Raw genomic sequence first — 13,377 nt, forward strand, 5'->3', positions numbered from 1 at the left:
CGCCCGGGGCCGCCCCGGCCGAGCGGTCCGCCCGCCCCGACGCGGCGGGTGCCGCCGCCCGGTTCGGCGCCTTCCGCCGGGCCGCCCTGCCGGCCGCGGACCCGGCACCGGGCGAGGATCCGGCACCGGCCGGCGACACCCCGGGCACCCGGTCCGCCGCCGGCCCCGCGTCCGACGTTTCCCCCGTCACCGAGAAGGACACCCGATGAGCAGTGCCACCGACCGCGACCTCGACTGGCTGTTGGAAAACCTGCTGACCAGCACCCCCGGCACCCGGCACGCCCTGGTGCTCTCCGCCGACGGCCTCAAGCTCTGCCACACCTCCGGCCTCGGCAACGACCGGGCCGACCAGCTCGCCGCCATCGCCTCCGGCCTGCAGAGCCTGGCGCACGGCGCGTCCATCGAGTTCGGCGACGGCACCGGCGGGGTCCGGCAGTCGATGACCGAGTTCCACGGCGGCGTGCTGTGCATCGTGGCGGCCGGCGAGGGCGCCCACCTCGCCGTGGTCACCGACGAGGACGCCGACGTGGGCGTGGTCGGCCACAACATGCACGGGCTGATCGAGCAGATCGGCGTCCACCTCAGCGCCCCGGCCCGGGAGGACGCCGGGGACGCCCCGGCGGCCGACGGGAGCGCCCGGGCATGAGCGGGGGCGGGGGGAGCACCGACGGGCGGCCGGTGATGCCGGGCCGGGACGACGACCCGGACCGCCTGTACACCATCACCAGGGGCCGCAGCCGGGCCCCGGAGAACGCGTTCGACCTGGTCACGCTGATCGTCGCCGAGCGGGAGCCGGCCCCGGGCATGCAGTCGGAGCACGCGCGCATCCTGCGGATGTGCGAGGCGCCGACCGCCGTCGTGGAGGTCGCCGCGGAGCTGGCGCTGCCGGTGTCGGTGGTGAAGATCCTCCTCGGCGATCTGCTGGAGACCGGGGCGGTCACCGCCCGCCATCCCCGGTTCGCGCCGACCAAGGCCCGGCTGCCCGATCTCGACACGCTGAAGCAGGTACTGCATGGACTCCAACAGCTCTGAGGACCGGGACGTGCGTCCGAGCGGACGGACGCCGCTGCGCCGCACCGCCGACAACGCGCTGAAGATCGTCGTGGTCGGCGGTTTCGGCGTGGGCAAGACCACCCTGGTCGGCGCGGTCAGCGAGATCCGTCCGCTGAACACCGAGGAGATCATGACCAAGGCCGGTGAGGGGATCGACGACCCCACCGGCGCCTGGGGCAAGCGCTCGACCACGGTCGCCTTCGACTTCGGCCGGATCACGCTCTCCGCCCGCCAGGTGCTGTACCTGTTCGGCGCGCCCGGGCAGGAGCGGTTCTGGTTCCTCTGGGACCGGCTGTTCAGCGGCGCCCTGGGCGCGGTCGTGCTGGTGGACACCCGGCGGCTGGAGGACTCCTGGTACGCCATCGACCGGCTGGAGCACCACGGCACCCCGTTCATCGTCGCCCGCAACAACTTCGGCGAGCCGACCCACACCCTGGAGCAGGTCCGCGAGGCGCTCGACCTGCCGCCCGGCGTACCGCTGGTGGACTGCGACGCCCGGGACCGGGCGTCCGGCAAGCAGGTGCTGATCGAGCTGGTCCGCCACCTGACCGCCCGGGTCGAGGCCGAGGCGGCGGGCACCCCCGCCGCCGGCGCCGCCGTCCCCGTCCCCGACGTCCTTGAGGAGAGCACCCCGTGACCGAGCCCGCCGCCACCCCGCCGCCGGGCTGCCCGGCGCACGCCGGTGCCGTCCCGCTGTACGGGCCGCGCTTCCAGACCGACCCCTCGCAGGTCTACCGCGAGATGCGGACCGCGCACGGCCCGGTGGCGCCGGTCGAGCTGGCCGGCGGGGTGCCGGCCTGGCTGGTGATCGGCTACCGCGAGCTCCAGCTGGTGACCGGGCAGCCGCAGCTGTTCGGCCGGGACTCCACCCGCTGGACGGGCTGGTCGGCGATCCCCGAGGACTGGCCGCTGAAGCCGATGATGGCCCCGGTGCCGTCGATCCTCTACGCCGAGGGCGAGGAGCACGTCCGGCGCTCGCGGGCGGTCACCGACGCGCTGGCCGCCGGCGACCCGTACGAGCTGCGCAAGCACTGCGAGGAGCTGGCCGACCGGCTGATCGACGAGTTCGCCGGGCGCGGTGAGGCGGACCTGGTCGCCGAGTACGCGCACCGGCTGCCGCTGCTGGTGCTCTGCCGGGTGCTCGGGCTGAGCGAGGCGCAGGCGCCGGTGCTCATCGAGAGCCTGCTGACCATGCTGGACGGCGGTGCGGACGCGCCGGCCGGTGCGCAGCGGCTGCTCGCGGTGATGCTGGAGCTGGTCGAGGAGAAGGCCGCCCGCCCGGGCGACGACATCGCCTCGCGGATGCTGGCGCACCCGGCGGGCCTGACCCACGAGGAGGTCATGCGCGACCTGCGGGTGCTGCTGATCGCCGGCCACCAGCCCTGCTCGTACTGGGTCTCCAACGCGCTGCGGCTGATGCTCACCGACGAGCGGTTCGCGGCCTCGCTGTCCGGCGGGCGGCGCAGCATCAGCCAGGCGCTGAACGAGGCGCTCTGGGAGGACACCCCGACGCAGATCTTCGCCGGCCGCTGGGCGGTCCGCGACACCCTGCTCGGCGGGCAGCGGATCGCCGCAGGGGACATGCTGCTGCTGGGCTTCGCCGGTGCCAACGCGGACCCGTCGGTGCGGCGGCCGGACGGCCGGCCGGCCGAGGGCAACCGGGCGTACCTGAGCTACTCGTACGGCGAGCACGGCTGCCCGTTCCCGGCGCAGGAGGCGGCCGAGGTGATCGCGACGACCGCGGTCGAGGTGCTGCTGGACCGGCTGCCGGACCTGCGGCTGGCGGTGGCCGAGCACGCCCTGGTGTGGCGGCCGTCGGCCTGGGTGCGCGGGCTGGTGGCGCTGCCGGTGTCGTTCACCCCGGGGTACGCGGGCTGACGCGCGAGCGCGGCACGACGCCATGACGGCACGACGGCACGACCCCGGGACCCGCCGGACCCGCCGGACCCGCCGGACCCTCTGGACCCGAACCGAAGGAGAGGACCTACCCGATGACCGCCCCCGCCCCGATCGCCCTCGATCCGCTGGCGCGCGACAACGCCGCCGAGGGCGCGCTGCTGCGCGCCGCCGGCCCGGTGGTGCCGGTGGAGCTGCCCGGCGGCGTCGCCGCCTGGGCGGTGACGCAGCACGCGGCCGCCCGTGAGCTGCTGACCGACGTCCGGCTGGTGAAGGACGCCCGGCACTGGGCGGCGTACCGGCGCGGCGAGGTGCCGGGGACCTGGCCGCTGATCGGCCTGGCGGTGCCGGGTCCGAGCATGGTGACCACCGACGGCGCCGCGCACCGCCGGCTGCGCGCCCTGGTGGCGCACGCGTTCACCCCGCGCCAGGTGGAGCTGATGCGCCCGCGGGTCGAGGAGATCACCCGCGACCTGCTGGACACCCTGGCGGCGGGGGAGCCGGTGGTGGACCTGAAGTCCGCCTTCGCCTTCCCGCTGCCGATGACGGTGATCTGCTCGCTGCTGGGCGTCCCGGAGTCGGAGCACGGCCGGCTGCGGGACCTCTACGAGCGGTTCTTCGGGGCCCGGCCGAACCCGGAGGGCATCCAGGCGACCATCGCCGGGCTGAACGCCTTCGTCAACGGCGTGGTGGCGCAGCGCCGCGCGGCTCCCGGCGACGACCTGGCGAGCGTGCTGCTGCTGGCCGACACCGAGGGCGGGGCGCTGACCGACGAGGAGGCGGCCGCCACCCTGCGGGTGATCATCGCGGCGGGCCACGAGACCACGGTGAACCTCATCGGCAACGCGGTGCGGGCGCTGCTCTCCCACCCCGACCAGCTGGCGCTGGTGCGGGAGGGGAAGGTCGGCTGGGACGCGGTGGTGGAGGAGTCGCTCCGCTGGACGCCGCCGACCAGCAACTTCCTGTTCCGGTTCGCGGCGGAGGACGTGCCGGTGGGCGACACCGTGATCCCCGCGGGCGAGCCGGTGCTGGTCTCGTACAACGCGATCGGGCGGGACCCGGCGCAGCACGGGGTGACCGCCGAGGTGTTCGACCTGACCCGGGATCCGATCCGGCACCTGTCCTTCGGCCACGGCCCGCACGTCTGCCCCGGCTCGCCGCTGGCCCGGCTGGAGGCGGGGATCGCGCTGCCGGCGCTGTTCGAGCGGTTCCCGGAGCTGTCGCTCGCGGTGCCGGACGAGGACCTGCGGCCGAGCGGATCGCTGGTGGTGAACGCGCTGAAGGAGCTTCCGGTCCGGTTGTTCCGATGAAGAAACGTTTCTTCTTTCATCGTTAGGTCCAGCTCGGCCCGGCTCAACCCCGCTTCGGCCCCGCTTCGGCCCCGCCCGGTCCCTCCCGGGCGGGGCCGAACGGCGTCCGGGGTCACAACTGGGGCACACGGGAGTGAAGGGCGCGTTCGGACCTTGGCGGCACGTGGCCGCTGCGTTACCGTCTTCAGATCGGCCGGCCGCCGCGTCCATGTCGAACGTCGAACTCCGGTACAGCGCAATGTCGTTCCGTCGTACAGCCGAGCGTTCGCGCTCCGGCGAGGAGGACCGCATTGACTCCCACCCCGACCGTGCCGTCCACGATCGCGCAACCGCTGCCCGCCGTGCCCCGGCGCAGGCGCCGCCCGCTCGCCGCGGTGGCCCTGCTGGCCGCCGCGGCGCTGACCGCGGCCTGTTCCAACAGCTCGGACAGTTCAGGAAGTTCGGGAGGGTCGGGCGACGGTCAGACCCTGTCCGGTGAGTGCGCCGCGTACCAGCCGTACGCCGGGCACGCGGGCAGGACCGTGACGGTCTTCGCCTCGATCCTCAGCCCCGAGTCGGACAACCTGGAGAAGTCCTGGGCGGACTTCAGCAAGTGCACCGGCATCAGGATCAGTTACGAGGGCAGCAACGACTTCGAGTCCCAGTTGCCGGTGCGCGTGGGCGGCGGCAACGCCCCGGACTTCGCGATCATCCCGCAGCCCGGCCTGCTGGCGCAGATGGTCAAGAGCGGCAAGGTGGTCAAGCCGCCGGCGCAGACGGTGGCCAACCAGGAGAAGTGGAGCCCGGTCTGGAAGGCCTACGGCTCGGTCAACGGCACCTTCTACGCCGCGCCGATGAGCGCCAACATGAAGTCCCTGGTCTGGTACTCGCCGAAGGCGTTCAAGCAGGCCGGCTACAGCGTCCCCCGGACCTGGGCCGAGCTGATGGCGCTCAGCGACACGATCGCCAAGGCGGGCGCCGGAAAGCCCTGGTGCGGCGGCATCGCCTCCGGTACGGCCACCGGCTGGCCGGCCACCGACTGGCTGGAGGAGGTGGTCCTCGGGACGTACGGCGGTGAGGTGTACGACCAGTGGGTGGGCCACCAGGTGAGGTTCTCCGACCCGAAGATCACCGCGGCGATGAAGACGGTCGCCGACTGGATGCAGAACCCGGCCTGGGTCAACGGCGGCTACGGCGACGTGAAGTCGATCGCCACCACGACCTTCCAGGACGCGGGCGCCCCGATCCTCACCGGCAAGTGCTTCATGCTCCAGCAGGCCTCCTTCTACAAGGCGCAGTGGCCGAAGGACACCAGGATCGGACCGGAGGGCGACATCGCCGCCTTCCGCCTCCCGGCGGTGGACCCGTCGGTGCCCAACCCGGTCGAGGGCGGCGGGGAGTTCCTCGCCGCGTTCGCGTCCCGGCCCGAGGTGCAGGCGGTGCAGAACTACCTGTCCAGCTCCGACTGGGCGAGCAGCCGGGTGCGGACCGCGACCGGCTGGGTTTCGGCCAACCAGGGCGTGGACAAGAGCCTGTACACCGATCCGATCGACAGACTCTCCGCCGACGCGCTCACCGACCCGTCGGCGACGTTCCGGTTCGACGGATCGGACCTCATGCCGGCCGCGGTCGGCGCCGGGCAGGAGTGGAAGTCGCTCACCGCCTGGTTCGCCGAGGGGCAGTCGATCCAGAAGACCGCCGCGGACATCGACGCCGCCTGGCCGCAGTAGCGGCGCGCGGCGCGGACCACCTGCCGAAGGGCGGTGCGGGGCCACCCACCCGCACCGCCCGCCCCCTCCGTGACCCGGTCCCCGGTGTTTCGCCCTCCGCCGGGTCCTCGGCCGCACCTCCCCGTTCCGCCCTCCGATGGGAAAGGACGTCCCGCCATGTCCCTCTCCGCCGGCGCCTGGGGCGACGCGATGGTCAAGTTCGGCAACAGCTTCGGAGCGATCGCCGGCTTCCTCGGCATCCTGTTGCTGGTCTTCCTGGTCGCCGGACGCGCCTCCGGCCGGATCGCCCGCCCGCTGGCCGTCGTGGTCCTGCTCGGCCCCGCACTGGTGCTGCTGCTGGTCGGCCTGGTCGCGCCGCTGGTCCGCACGGTCTACCTGAGCTTCTACAGCGACGACAGCAGCCGCTTCGTCGGCGGCGAGAACTTCGGCTGGGCGTTCACCAACGACTCGGTGCGCGACGTGCTGGTCAACACCCTGCTCTGGCTGGTGGTCGCCCCGCTGTCGGCCACCGGGCTCGGCCTCGTACTGGCCCTGCTGGTGGACCGGATGCGGGGCCAGGCCGTCTACAAGTCGCTGATCTTCATGCCGATGGCGATCTCGCTGGTCGGCGCCTCGATCATCTTCAAGTTCGTCTACGAGGCCCGCGACCCCTCGCAGCAGCAGATCGGCCTGCTCAGCCAGGTGGCGATCGCGCTCGGCTGGGACGATCCGCCGAACTGGATGCTCTCCCAACCGCTCAACACCTTCCTGCTGATGGCCGTCATGGTGTGGGTGCAGACCGGCTTCGCGATGGTCGTCCTCTCGGCGGCCATCAAGGCGATACCGGACGACGTCACCGAGGCGGCCCGGCTGGACGGCGCCCAGGGGGTGCGGCTGTTCTGGTACGTCACGGTGCCGATGATCCGCACCACGGTGGTGGTGGTGCTGACCACGGTGATGATCACCACGCTGAAGGCCTTCGACATCGTCCGCACCATGACCGGAGGCAACTTCGGCACCCAGGTGCTGGCCAACGAGATGTACTCGCAGTCCTTCGTCCAGTTCAACACCGGGCGGGGCAGCGCGCTGGCGGTGATCCTCTTCCTCGCCGTGCTGCCACTGGTGGCCTACAACATCATCCAGCTGCGCAAGGAGCGTGCGGTCCGATGAGCGTACGGCACGACGGCAAAGCCGTCCGGAAGGCCTTCTCCTCCCCGCTCGCCTCGGTGTTCGTGATCGCGGTGACGGTGCTGTGGACCGTGCCCACCGTCGGGCTGCTGGTCACCTCGCTGCGCCCCAAGCAGGACGTCACCACCGACGGCTGGTGGAACGCCCTGCTCCATCCGGACCTCGGCCTGGACAACTACCACACGGTGCTGTTCGAGGGGGGCTCCGGCGTCTCCACCGGTCTGATGCCGTTCCTGGTGAACTCGCTGGCGATCAGCGTGCCGGCCACCCTCTTCCCGCTGGTGCTGGCGGCGATGGCGGCGTACGCGCTGGCCTGGGTGCGGTTCAAGGGCAACGACGCGCTGTTCTTCGTGGTGTTCGCGCTCCAGGTGGTGCCGCTGCAGATGGCGCTGCTCCCGCTGCTCCAGCTGTTCTCCGGCGGGGCGCACCTGGGCTCGCTGACCCTGCTGCCGGCCCTGGACCTCAAGGGCACCTACGCGCCGGTCTGGCTGGCGCACACCATGTTCGCGCTGCCGCTGGCGATCTTCCTGCTGCACAATTTCATCGCCCAGCTGCCCCGCGACCTCATGGAGGCGGCGGTGGTGGACGGCGCCTCGCACTTCAAGATCTTCCGCTCCATCGTGCTGCCGCTCTGCACCCCCGCGCTGGCCTCGTTCGCCATCTTCCAGTTCCTCTGGGTCTGGAACGACCTGCTGGTGGCGCTCACCTTCGCCGGCGGCACACCGGAGGTGGCGCCGATGACGGTCCGGCTGGCGCAGCTGTCCGGCTCCTTCGGCGGGCGGTGGGAACTGCTCACGGCGGGGGCGTTCCTGTCGATCGTGATCCCGCTGGGGGTCTTCTTCGCGCTCCAGCGGTACTTCGTCCGCGGTCTGCTGGCCGGGTCGGTCAAGGGGTGACCCCGATCCGCCCAGGACCCGGTGGGGCTTGGCCCGAGGGGACGTCAGGGTTCACGCCGTTCGATGGCGAATGTGGTGATTTCGTGGACACGGCCGACGGGCAACCGGTACACCGTTAAGGGGAGTCGGGCGAGGTGACACAGGGGGGCGGTCATGGCGGACGCGGGTACCGGCGCACGCGCACGCGCGGGTGGCGACCGGAGCGGTGAAGGAGCCTGGTGGCGGCGGGCCGTGGGCCTGCTGGCGGCGCTCGCCACGGCGGCGGCGCTGGCCTCCGGACCGGGCGCGGCCCCGGCGGCGGCCGCCACGGCGACGCTGGGCACGACCGGGGTCGGCGCGTCCGTCGACACCGCGGACTCGCACTACCTCAACGCCTCGCGCTATGTGACCGGTTCGTCCGGCGGCACGGTCAGCAGCATCTCGGTGTACGTGGACAGCGTGGACGCCGCGCCCAACAACCGCTTCCAGACGGCGGTCTACCAGGACAACGACGGCAGCCCGGGCGCCCTGCTGGCGAGCAGCGCCACCGCGACGCTCACCGGGCCGGGCTGGAACAGCGTCCCGGTGACCGCCGCCCTGGCGGCCAACACCCCCTACTGGCTGGCCTACAACACCAACGGCTCCGGCCCGTCCGCCAACAACCTGCGCTACGGCCCGGGCGGCACCAGCGCCTACGGCAACGGCGGCCAGCCGTTCGGCAGCTGGCCGTCCACCGTGGGCCCGGTCAGCACCGGCTCCACCAGCTTCTCGATCTACGCCTCCTACACCGCCGAGATGGCCCCGCCGACCCCGGCGCCGGGGGTCGGTCCGGGTGCCGAGGGCCCGATCCTGCTGGTCACCAGCCAGGCCAACCCGTACACCCGCTACCTGGCGGAGATCCTCAAGGCGGAGGGCCTGAACGCCTACCGCCAGATCGACGTCTCCGCCGTGACCAGTGCCGTGCTGGCCTCCGCCGACGTGGTGCTGCTCGGCGAGACGCCGCTCACCGCGGCCCAGGCGAGCCTGTTCAGCACCTGGACCAACGGCGGCGGACAGCTGGTGGCGATGCGGCCGGACAAACAGCTCGCGCCGCTGTTCGGGCTCACCCCGACGGCCGGCACCCGCGCCGACGCCTACCTCAAGGTGAACACCGCCGCCGCGCCCGGCGCCGGGATCACCGGCGACACCATGGGCTACCACGGCGCCGCCGACCTCTACGCGCTGAGCGGGGCCACCGCCGTCGCCACCCTGTACGCCGACGCGGCGAGCGCGACCGCCAACCCGGCGGTCACCCTGCGGGCGGCCGGAGCCGGCCGGGCCGCCGCGTTCAGCTACGACCTGGCCAAGTCGGTGGTGCTGACCCGTCAGGGCAACCCCGCCTGGGCCGGCCAGCAGCGTGACGGCGTCGACGGCTACGAGGCCAGCGAGATGTTCTTCGGTACGGGCGGCCAGCCGGACTGGAACGACCTGGACAAGGCGCTGATCCCGATCGCCGACGAGCAGCAGCGGCTGCTCGCCAACCTGCTCACCCAGCTCGCGTCCACCGACAAGCCGCTGCCCCGGCTCTGGTACTTCCCGCGCGACGTCAAGGCCGTCGTGGTGATGACCGGCGACGACCACGGCGTCGGCGGCACGGCCGGCCGCTGGGACGGCTACCTCGCGCAGAGCCCGCCCGGCTGCTCGGTCGCCAACTGGGAGTGCGTCCGCGGCTCCTCGTACGTCTACACGGACGACCCGCTCACCCCGGCCCAGGCCAAGGCGTACAGCGACCAGGGCTTCGAGATCGGGGTGCACGTCACCACCGGCTGCCGGCCCTGGGGCAGCACCTCGGCCCTGCAGGGCTACTACCGCGACCAGTTGGCCGCCTGGCGCGCCAAGTACCCGAACCTGCCGAACCCGTCCAGCAGCCGGACGCACTGCGTGGAGTGGGACGACTGGGCGACGCAGGCGAAGACCAAGCTGGCCAACGGGATCCGGCTGGACACCGACTACTACTTCTACCCCTCGAGCTTCACCCAGGACCGGCCCGGCTACTTCAACGGCACGGCCCAGATCATGCGCTTCGCCGACACCGACGGCAGCGTGATCGACGAGTACCAGGCGACCACCCAGCTCACGGACGAGTCCGGGCAGTCGTACCCGGGGACCGTCACCACCCTGCTCGACGCCGCGTACGGCGCCCAGGGCTACTACGCGGCGCTGACCGCCAACCTCCACACCGACTTCGCCGCCTCCGCCGCCTCGGACGCGGTCGTCGCCGCCGCCAAGGCGCGGGGCGTGCCGGTGGTGTCCGGCCGGCAGATGCTCACCTGGCTGGACGGGCGCAACGGCTCGGCGTTCGGCAAGCTGGCGTGGCACCCGAGCGCCCCGGGCGGGGGCTCGCTGACCTTCGACATCACCGGCGGGGCCACCGGGCTGCGCGCCATGCTGCCGTTCGACGCGGCCGCGGGCACCCTCACCGGCATCACCTCCGGGGGCCGCCAGGTGCCGTACCGGGTCGAGACGGTCAAGGGCGTGGCGTACGCGTTCTTCGACGGCGCGGTGGGCTCGTACGCGGCCGACTACGGCCACGACGACACCGCGCCGACGGTGCTCGGCACCACCCCGGCGGCCGGTGCGAACGGCGTGGCGCCGGGCACGGCGGTGCGGTTCTCCTTCGGCGAGCCGCTGGATCCGGCGAGCGTGACCGGCGGGTCCGCCACCCTGCGGCCCGCGGCGGGCGGCGCGGCCGTCGCGGGGACGGTCGGCTACGACGCGGCGGCGGCCGGCGTGGTGTTCACCCCGGCCGCGCCGCTGGCACTGACCACCGGGTACACCGCGACCGTGCAGGGCGTCCGGGACCTCGCGGGGAACGCGCTGGCGGCGCCGTACACGTTCTCGTTCACCACCGGGGGAGCGGAGCCGCGGACGATCGGGAACCCGGCGGTGGGCTCGCTGATCGACGACACCGACTCCAACCACCTGAACGGCAGCCGGGTGACGACCGGCGCCGCTCCGGTGGCGCTCACGGCGCTGAGCGTGCACGTCGGCCCGGTCAGCGCGGCGCCCGACAACCAGTACCAGCTGGCCGTCTACACCGACGCGGGCGGCTCGCCGGGGACGCTGGTCGCCAGGACGGGGACCGGCACGCTGACCGCCAACGCCTGGAACTCGCTGCCGGTGGACCTCACGCTGAGCGCCGGCACCTCGTACTGGTTCGTCTACAACAGCAACGGGGCGAGCTCCACGGTCAACAACATGCACTACTCGACGGGGGCCACCGGGCAGGGCGCGTACAGCAACACGGTGGTGCCGTTCGGGACGTGGCCGGCGGACTTCGGGCCCGCGGTGAAGGACGCGTTCCGGTACTCGCTGTACGGGACGTACTGACCGCGGAGCGGTATCGACCGGCGCCCAGGAGCGCGCCGGGGCGCCGGACCCGGCTCTGTCACAGGGGTGTGACAGAGCCGGGTCCGGCATTTTTGAACTTGTTCAGAATGGTCTACAGTCGGCTTCGGCCGTGGTGCCCGGTGCCTTCACCGGTGTGGTTCCGCGTGCCTGTCGGCGGACCGCCCGGAGGGCGGTTCCGCACGTCCACCCGACCATCGAGGGGGAAGCCATGTCCGGATTCAGCACGCCCGCGGCGGACGGAGTGCCGCCCGGCGGCGCCGCCGGGGCCGGGGCCGGGGGCGGGGCCGGGGGCGGGGCCGGCGGGTCCGGTGGCGTCGGCCCCGGGGGCACGCCGGGTTTCGGTCCGGCGCCGGGCTACGGGGCCGGGCCCGGCTACGGGCCCGGGTACGGACCCGCCGCGGGTGCCGCCGCCGGGCCGTACCGGGTGCCCGGGGTGCCCGTGCCGCAGCCCTTCGCGTGGCTGCGGCTCAGTGACCCGGACCGCAAGGCCCCGGCCACCGGCCGGACGGTGCTCGCGGCGGTGCTGACCGGCGCGCTCACGTCCTGGCTCCTGGCGGACGGCCTCGGCGTCAACCTCCTGCTCTGCGCGGCGCTCACCGTCGTCGGTGCGGGCGTCGCCGCCCGCACCGCCGGCCGCCGGCTGCGCGTCTGGACCGCGGTGTGGAGCGCGCTCGCGCTGGCCCTGCTCGCCGTTCCGGCGCTCTACGAGGCCGGCTGGCCGGTGGTGCTGAGCACGGTCTGGGCCGTCGGTCTGGCCTCGCTCGCGCTGCACGGCGGGCGGCGCTGGAGCGGTGTCCTGCTCGCACTGCCGGGCCTGCTCTGGCAGCTCGTGCCGGCCCTGGGCTGGGCCCGGAAGGGCCTGCGCGGCCCCGGCGCGGTCGGCCGCGACCGGGTGGTGCCGGTGCTCAAGGGCGTCGCGGTGGCCGCCGTGCTGCTGGCCGTGTTCGGCGCCCTGTTCGCCAGCGCCGACGCGGCGATGGCCGATGTCCTCGGGAGCCTGGTGCCACGCCTGGACCTCGGTGAGTTCCCCTTCCGGGCCGCCCTGTTCGTGCTCGGTCTGGCGACCGCGCTGGGCTTCGCCCACATCGCGGCCGGCCCGCGCCGCTGGGACCGCACGCCGGTCCGGCCGGGCCGTGCCCGGGGCCGGATGGAGTGGGCGCTGCCGCTGGGCGCGCTGAACCTGATGTTCGGCGCCTTCGCGGTGGTGCAGGCGGTGGTGGTGCTCGGCGGCGGGGAGTCGGTGCTGGAGCGCACCGGGATGAGCCGCTCCGAGTACGCCCGGCAGGGCTTCTGGCAGCTGCTCGTGGTCACCGTGCTGACCCTGGTGGTCGTCGCGGTCGCCAAGCGCTGGGCGCCGCGCGGGACGGAGGCCGACCGCCGGCTCGCCCGGCTGCTGCTGGGGGCGCTCTGCCTGCTCACCCTGGTCGTGGTGGCCTCGGCGCTCGGGCGGATGTGGTTCTACGTGGACGCGTCCGGCCTGACCGTGCTGCGGCTCTGGGTCCTGGCCGTCGAACTGTGGCTGGGGGTGGTCTTCCTGCTGCTGATCGCGTCGGGGCTGACCCCGTCGGCCGACTGGCTGCCGCGGGCGGTGGTGCTCAGCGCGGCGCTGGCCGCCGCGGTGTACGGGCTGATCGGGCCGGACGCGCTGGTCGCGGAGCAGAACGTGGCCCGCTTCGAGCGGACCGGGCAGATCGACCTGCGCAACGTCCGCAGCCTCTCGGCGGACGCCGTCCCGGCCCTGGACCGGCTGCCGGGCGACTACCGCACCTGCGCGCTGAACATCGTGTCCTCCGACCTGGCCCAGGCCGGCCCCACCCCCTGGTACGCCACCAGCCTGGCCGGGGCGCGGGCCCGGGACATCCTCGCCGAGCGCCCGGCGGACGACCGCCTGGTGGGCACGGAGTACGCCTGCGACCGGGTCGGGCTCCGGCACGGCTACGACCTCGGGGACTGAGCCCGGCCGGGGACGGTGCGCAT

10 protein-coding genes and 1 pseudogene are annotated in these 13,377 nt (G+C 73.5%); all 11 read left to right on the forward strand.

The annotated features are described in order from the left end of the window. Nucleotides 1-209, forward strand: a pseudogene (locus ACFVFS_RS13530) (hypothetical protein); the annotation flags it as partial. After that, entirely contained in the window at nucleotides 206-646 is a 441-nt protein-coding gene (locus ACFVFS_RS13535) for a roadblock/LC7 domain-containing protein (RefSeq protein WP_380623484.1), read from the forward strand. The pseudogene ACFVFS_RS13530 and the gene ACFVFS_RS13535, both read left to right, overlap by 4 nt. Continuing rightward, nucleotides 643-1,032, forward strand: a complete 390-nt coding sequence (locus tag ACFVFS_RS13540) for a DUF742 domain-containing protein (protein ID WP_380623486.1) — start codon at nucleotides 643-645, stop codon at nucleotides 1,030-1,032. The genes ACFVFS_RS13535 and ACFVFS_RS13540 overlap by 4 nt, the downstream gene beginning before the upstream one ends. Continuing rightward, the gene (locus tag ACFVFS_RS13545; RefSeq protein WP_380623488.1) at nucleotides 1,013-1,690 is read left to right on the forward strand and encodes an ATP/GTP-binding protein; all 678 of its coding nucleotides are present in this window, start codon (nucleotides 1,013-1,015) and stop codon (nucleotides 1,688-1,690) included. The genes ACFVFS_RS13540 and ACFVFS_RS13545 overlap by 20 nt, the downstream gene beginning before the upstream one ends. After that, the gene (locus ACFVFS_RS13550) at nucleotides 1,687-2,931 is read left to right on the forward strand and encodes a cytochrome P450 (protein ID WP_380623490.1); all 1,245 of its coding nucleotides are present in this window, start codon (nucleotides 1,687-1,689) and stop codon (nucleotides 2,929-2,931) included. Before ACFVFS_RS13545 ends, ACFVFS_RS13550 begins: the two co-directional genes overlap by 4 nt. Nucleotides 2,932-3,044: 113 nt before the next feature. Further along, on the forward strand, nucleotides 3,045-4,259 hold the full coding sequence (locus ACFVFS_RS13555; protein ID WP_380623492.1) for a cytochrome P450: 1,215 nt from the start codon (nucleotides 3,045-3,047) through the stop codon (nucleotides 4,257-4,259). A gap of 290 nt (nucleotides 4,260-4,549) precedes the next feature. Beyond that, on the forward strand, nucleotides 4,550-5,968 hold the full coding sequence (locus ACFVFS_RS13560; protein WP_380623494.1) for an ABC transporter substrate-binding protein: 1,419 nt from the start codon (nucleotides 4,550-4,552) through the stop codon (nucleotides 5,966-5,968). A 156-nt stretch (nucleotides 5,969-6,124) separates the two neighbouring features. Next, nucleotides 6,125-7,117, forward strand: coding sequence for a carbohydrate ABC transporter permease (locus tag ACFVFS_RS13565; protein WP_380623496.1), 993 nt, complete (start codon nucleotides 6,125-6,127; stop codon nucleotides 7,115-7,117). Further along, nucleotides 7,114-8,031 (forward strand): carbohydrate ABC transporter permease, encoded by a 918-nt coding sequence (locus ACFVFS_RS13570; protein WP_380623498.1) that lies wholly within the window; start codon nucleotides 7,114-7,116, stop codon nucleotides 8,029-8,031. The genes ACFVFS_RS13565 and ACFVFS_RS13570 overlap by 4 nt, the downstream gene beginning before the upstream one ends. A 153-nt stretch (nucleotides 8,032-8,184) precedes the next feature. Next, entirely contained in the window at nucleotides 8,185-11,379 is a 3,195-nt protein-coding gene (locus tag ACFVFS_RS13575) for an Ig-like domain-containing protein (protein ID WP_380623500.1), read from the forward strand. A 229-nt stretch (nucleotides 11,380-11,608) separates the two neighbouring features. Next, nucleotides 11,609-13,354 carry a DUF4153 domain-containing protein gene (locus tag ACFVFS_RS13580; protein WP_380623501.1) on the forward strand — a complete coding sequence of 582 codons (1,746 nt, stop codon included), beginning with the start codon at nucleotides 11,609-11,611 and terminating at the stop codon, nucleotides 13,352-13,354. Nucleotides 13,355-13,377: the final 23 nt, after the last annotated feature.

It is taken from the genome of Kitasatospora sp. NPDC057692 (assembly GCF_042799475.1).
Taxonomy (GTDB): domain Bacteria; phylum Actinomycetota; class Actinomycetes; order Streptomycetales; family Streptomycetaceae; genus Kitasatospora.

What these genes read in the sequence shown, in the direction of transcription:
- ACFVFS_RS13565 (WP_380623496.1), top strand. Translation starts at nt 6,125, where the DNA reads ATGTCCCTCTCCGCCGGCGCCTGGGGCGACGCGATGGTCAAGTTCGGC.
- ACFVFS_RS13575 (WP_380623500.1), top strand. Translation starts at nt 8,185, where the DNA reads ATGGCGGACGCGGGTACCGGCGCACGCGCACGCGCGGGTGGCGACCGG.
- ACFVFS_RS13570 (WP_380623498.1), top strand. Translation starts at nt 7,114, where the DNA reads ATGAGCGTACGGCACGACGGCAAAGCCGTCCGGAAGGCCTTCTCCTCC.
- ACFVFS_RS13580 (WP_380623501.1), top strand. Translation starts at nt 11,609, where the DNA reads ATGTCCGGATTCAGCACGCCCGCGGCGGACGGAGTGCCGCCCGGCGGC.
- ACFVFS_RS13535 (WP_380623484.1), top strand. Translation starts at nt 206, where the DNA reads ATGAGCAGTGCCACCGACCGCGACCTCGACTGGCTGTTGGAAAACCTG.
- ACFVFS_RS13540 (WP_380623486.1), top strand. Translation starts at nt 643, where the DNA reads ATGAGCGGGGGCGGGGGGAGCACCGACGGGCGGCCGGTGATGCCGGGC.
- ACFVFS_RS13555 (WP_380623492.1), top strand. Translation starts at nt 3,045, where the DNA reads ATGACCGCCCCCGCCCCGATCGCCCTCGATCCGCTGGCGCGCGACAAC.
- ACFVFS_RS13545 (WP_380623488.1), top strand. Translation starts at nt 1,013, where the DNA reads ATGGACTCCAACAGCTCTGAGGACCGGGACGTGCGTCCGAGCGGACGG.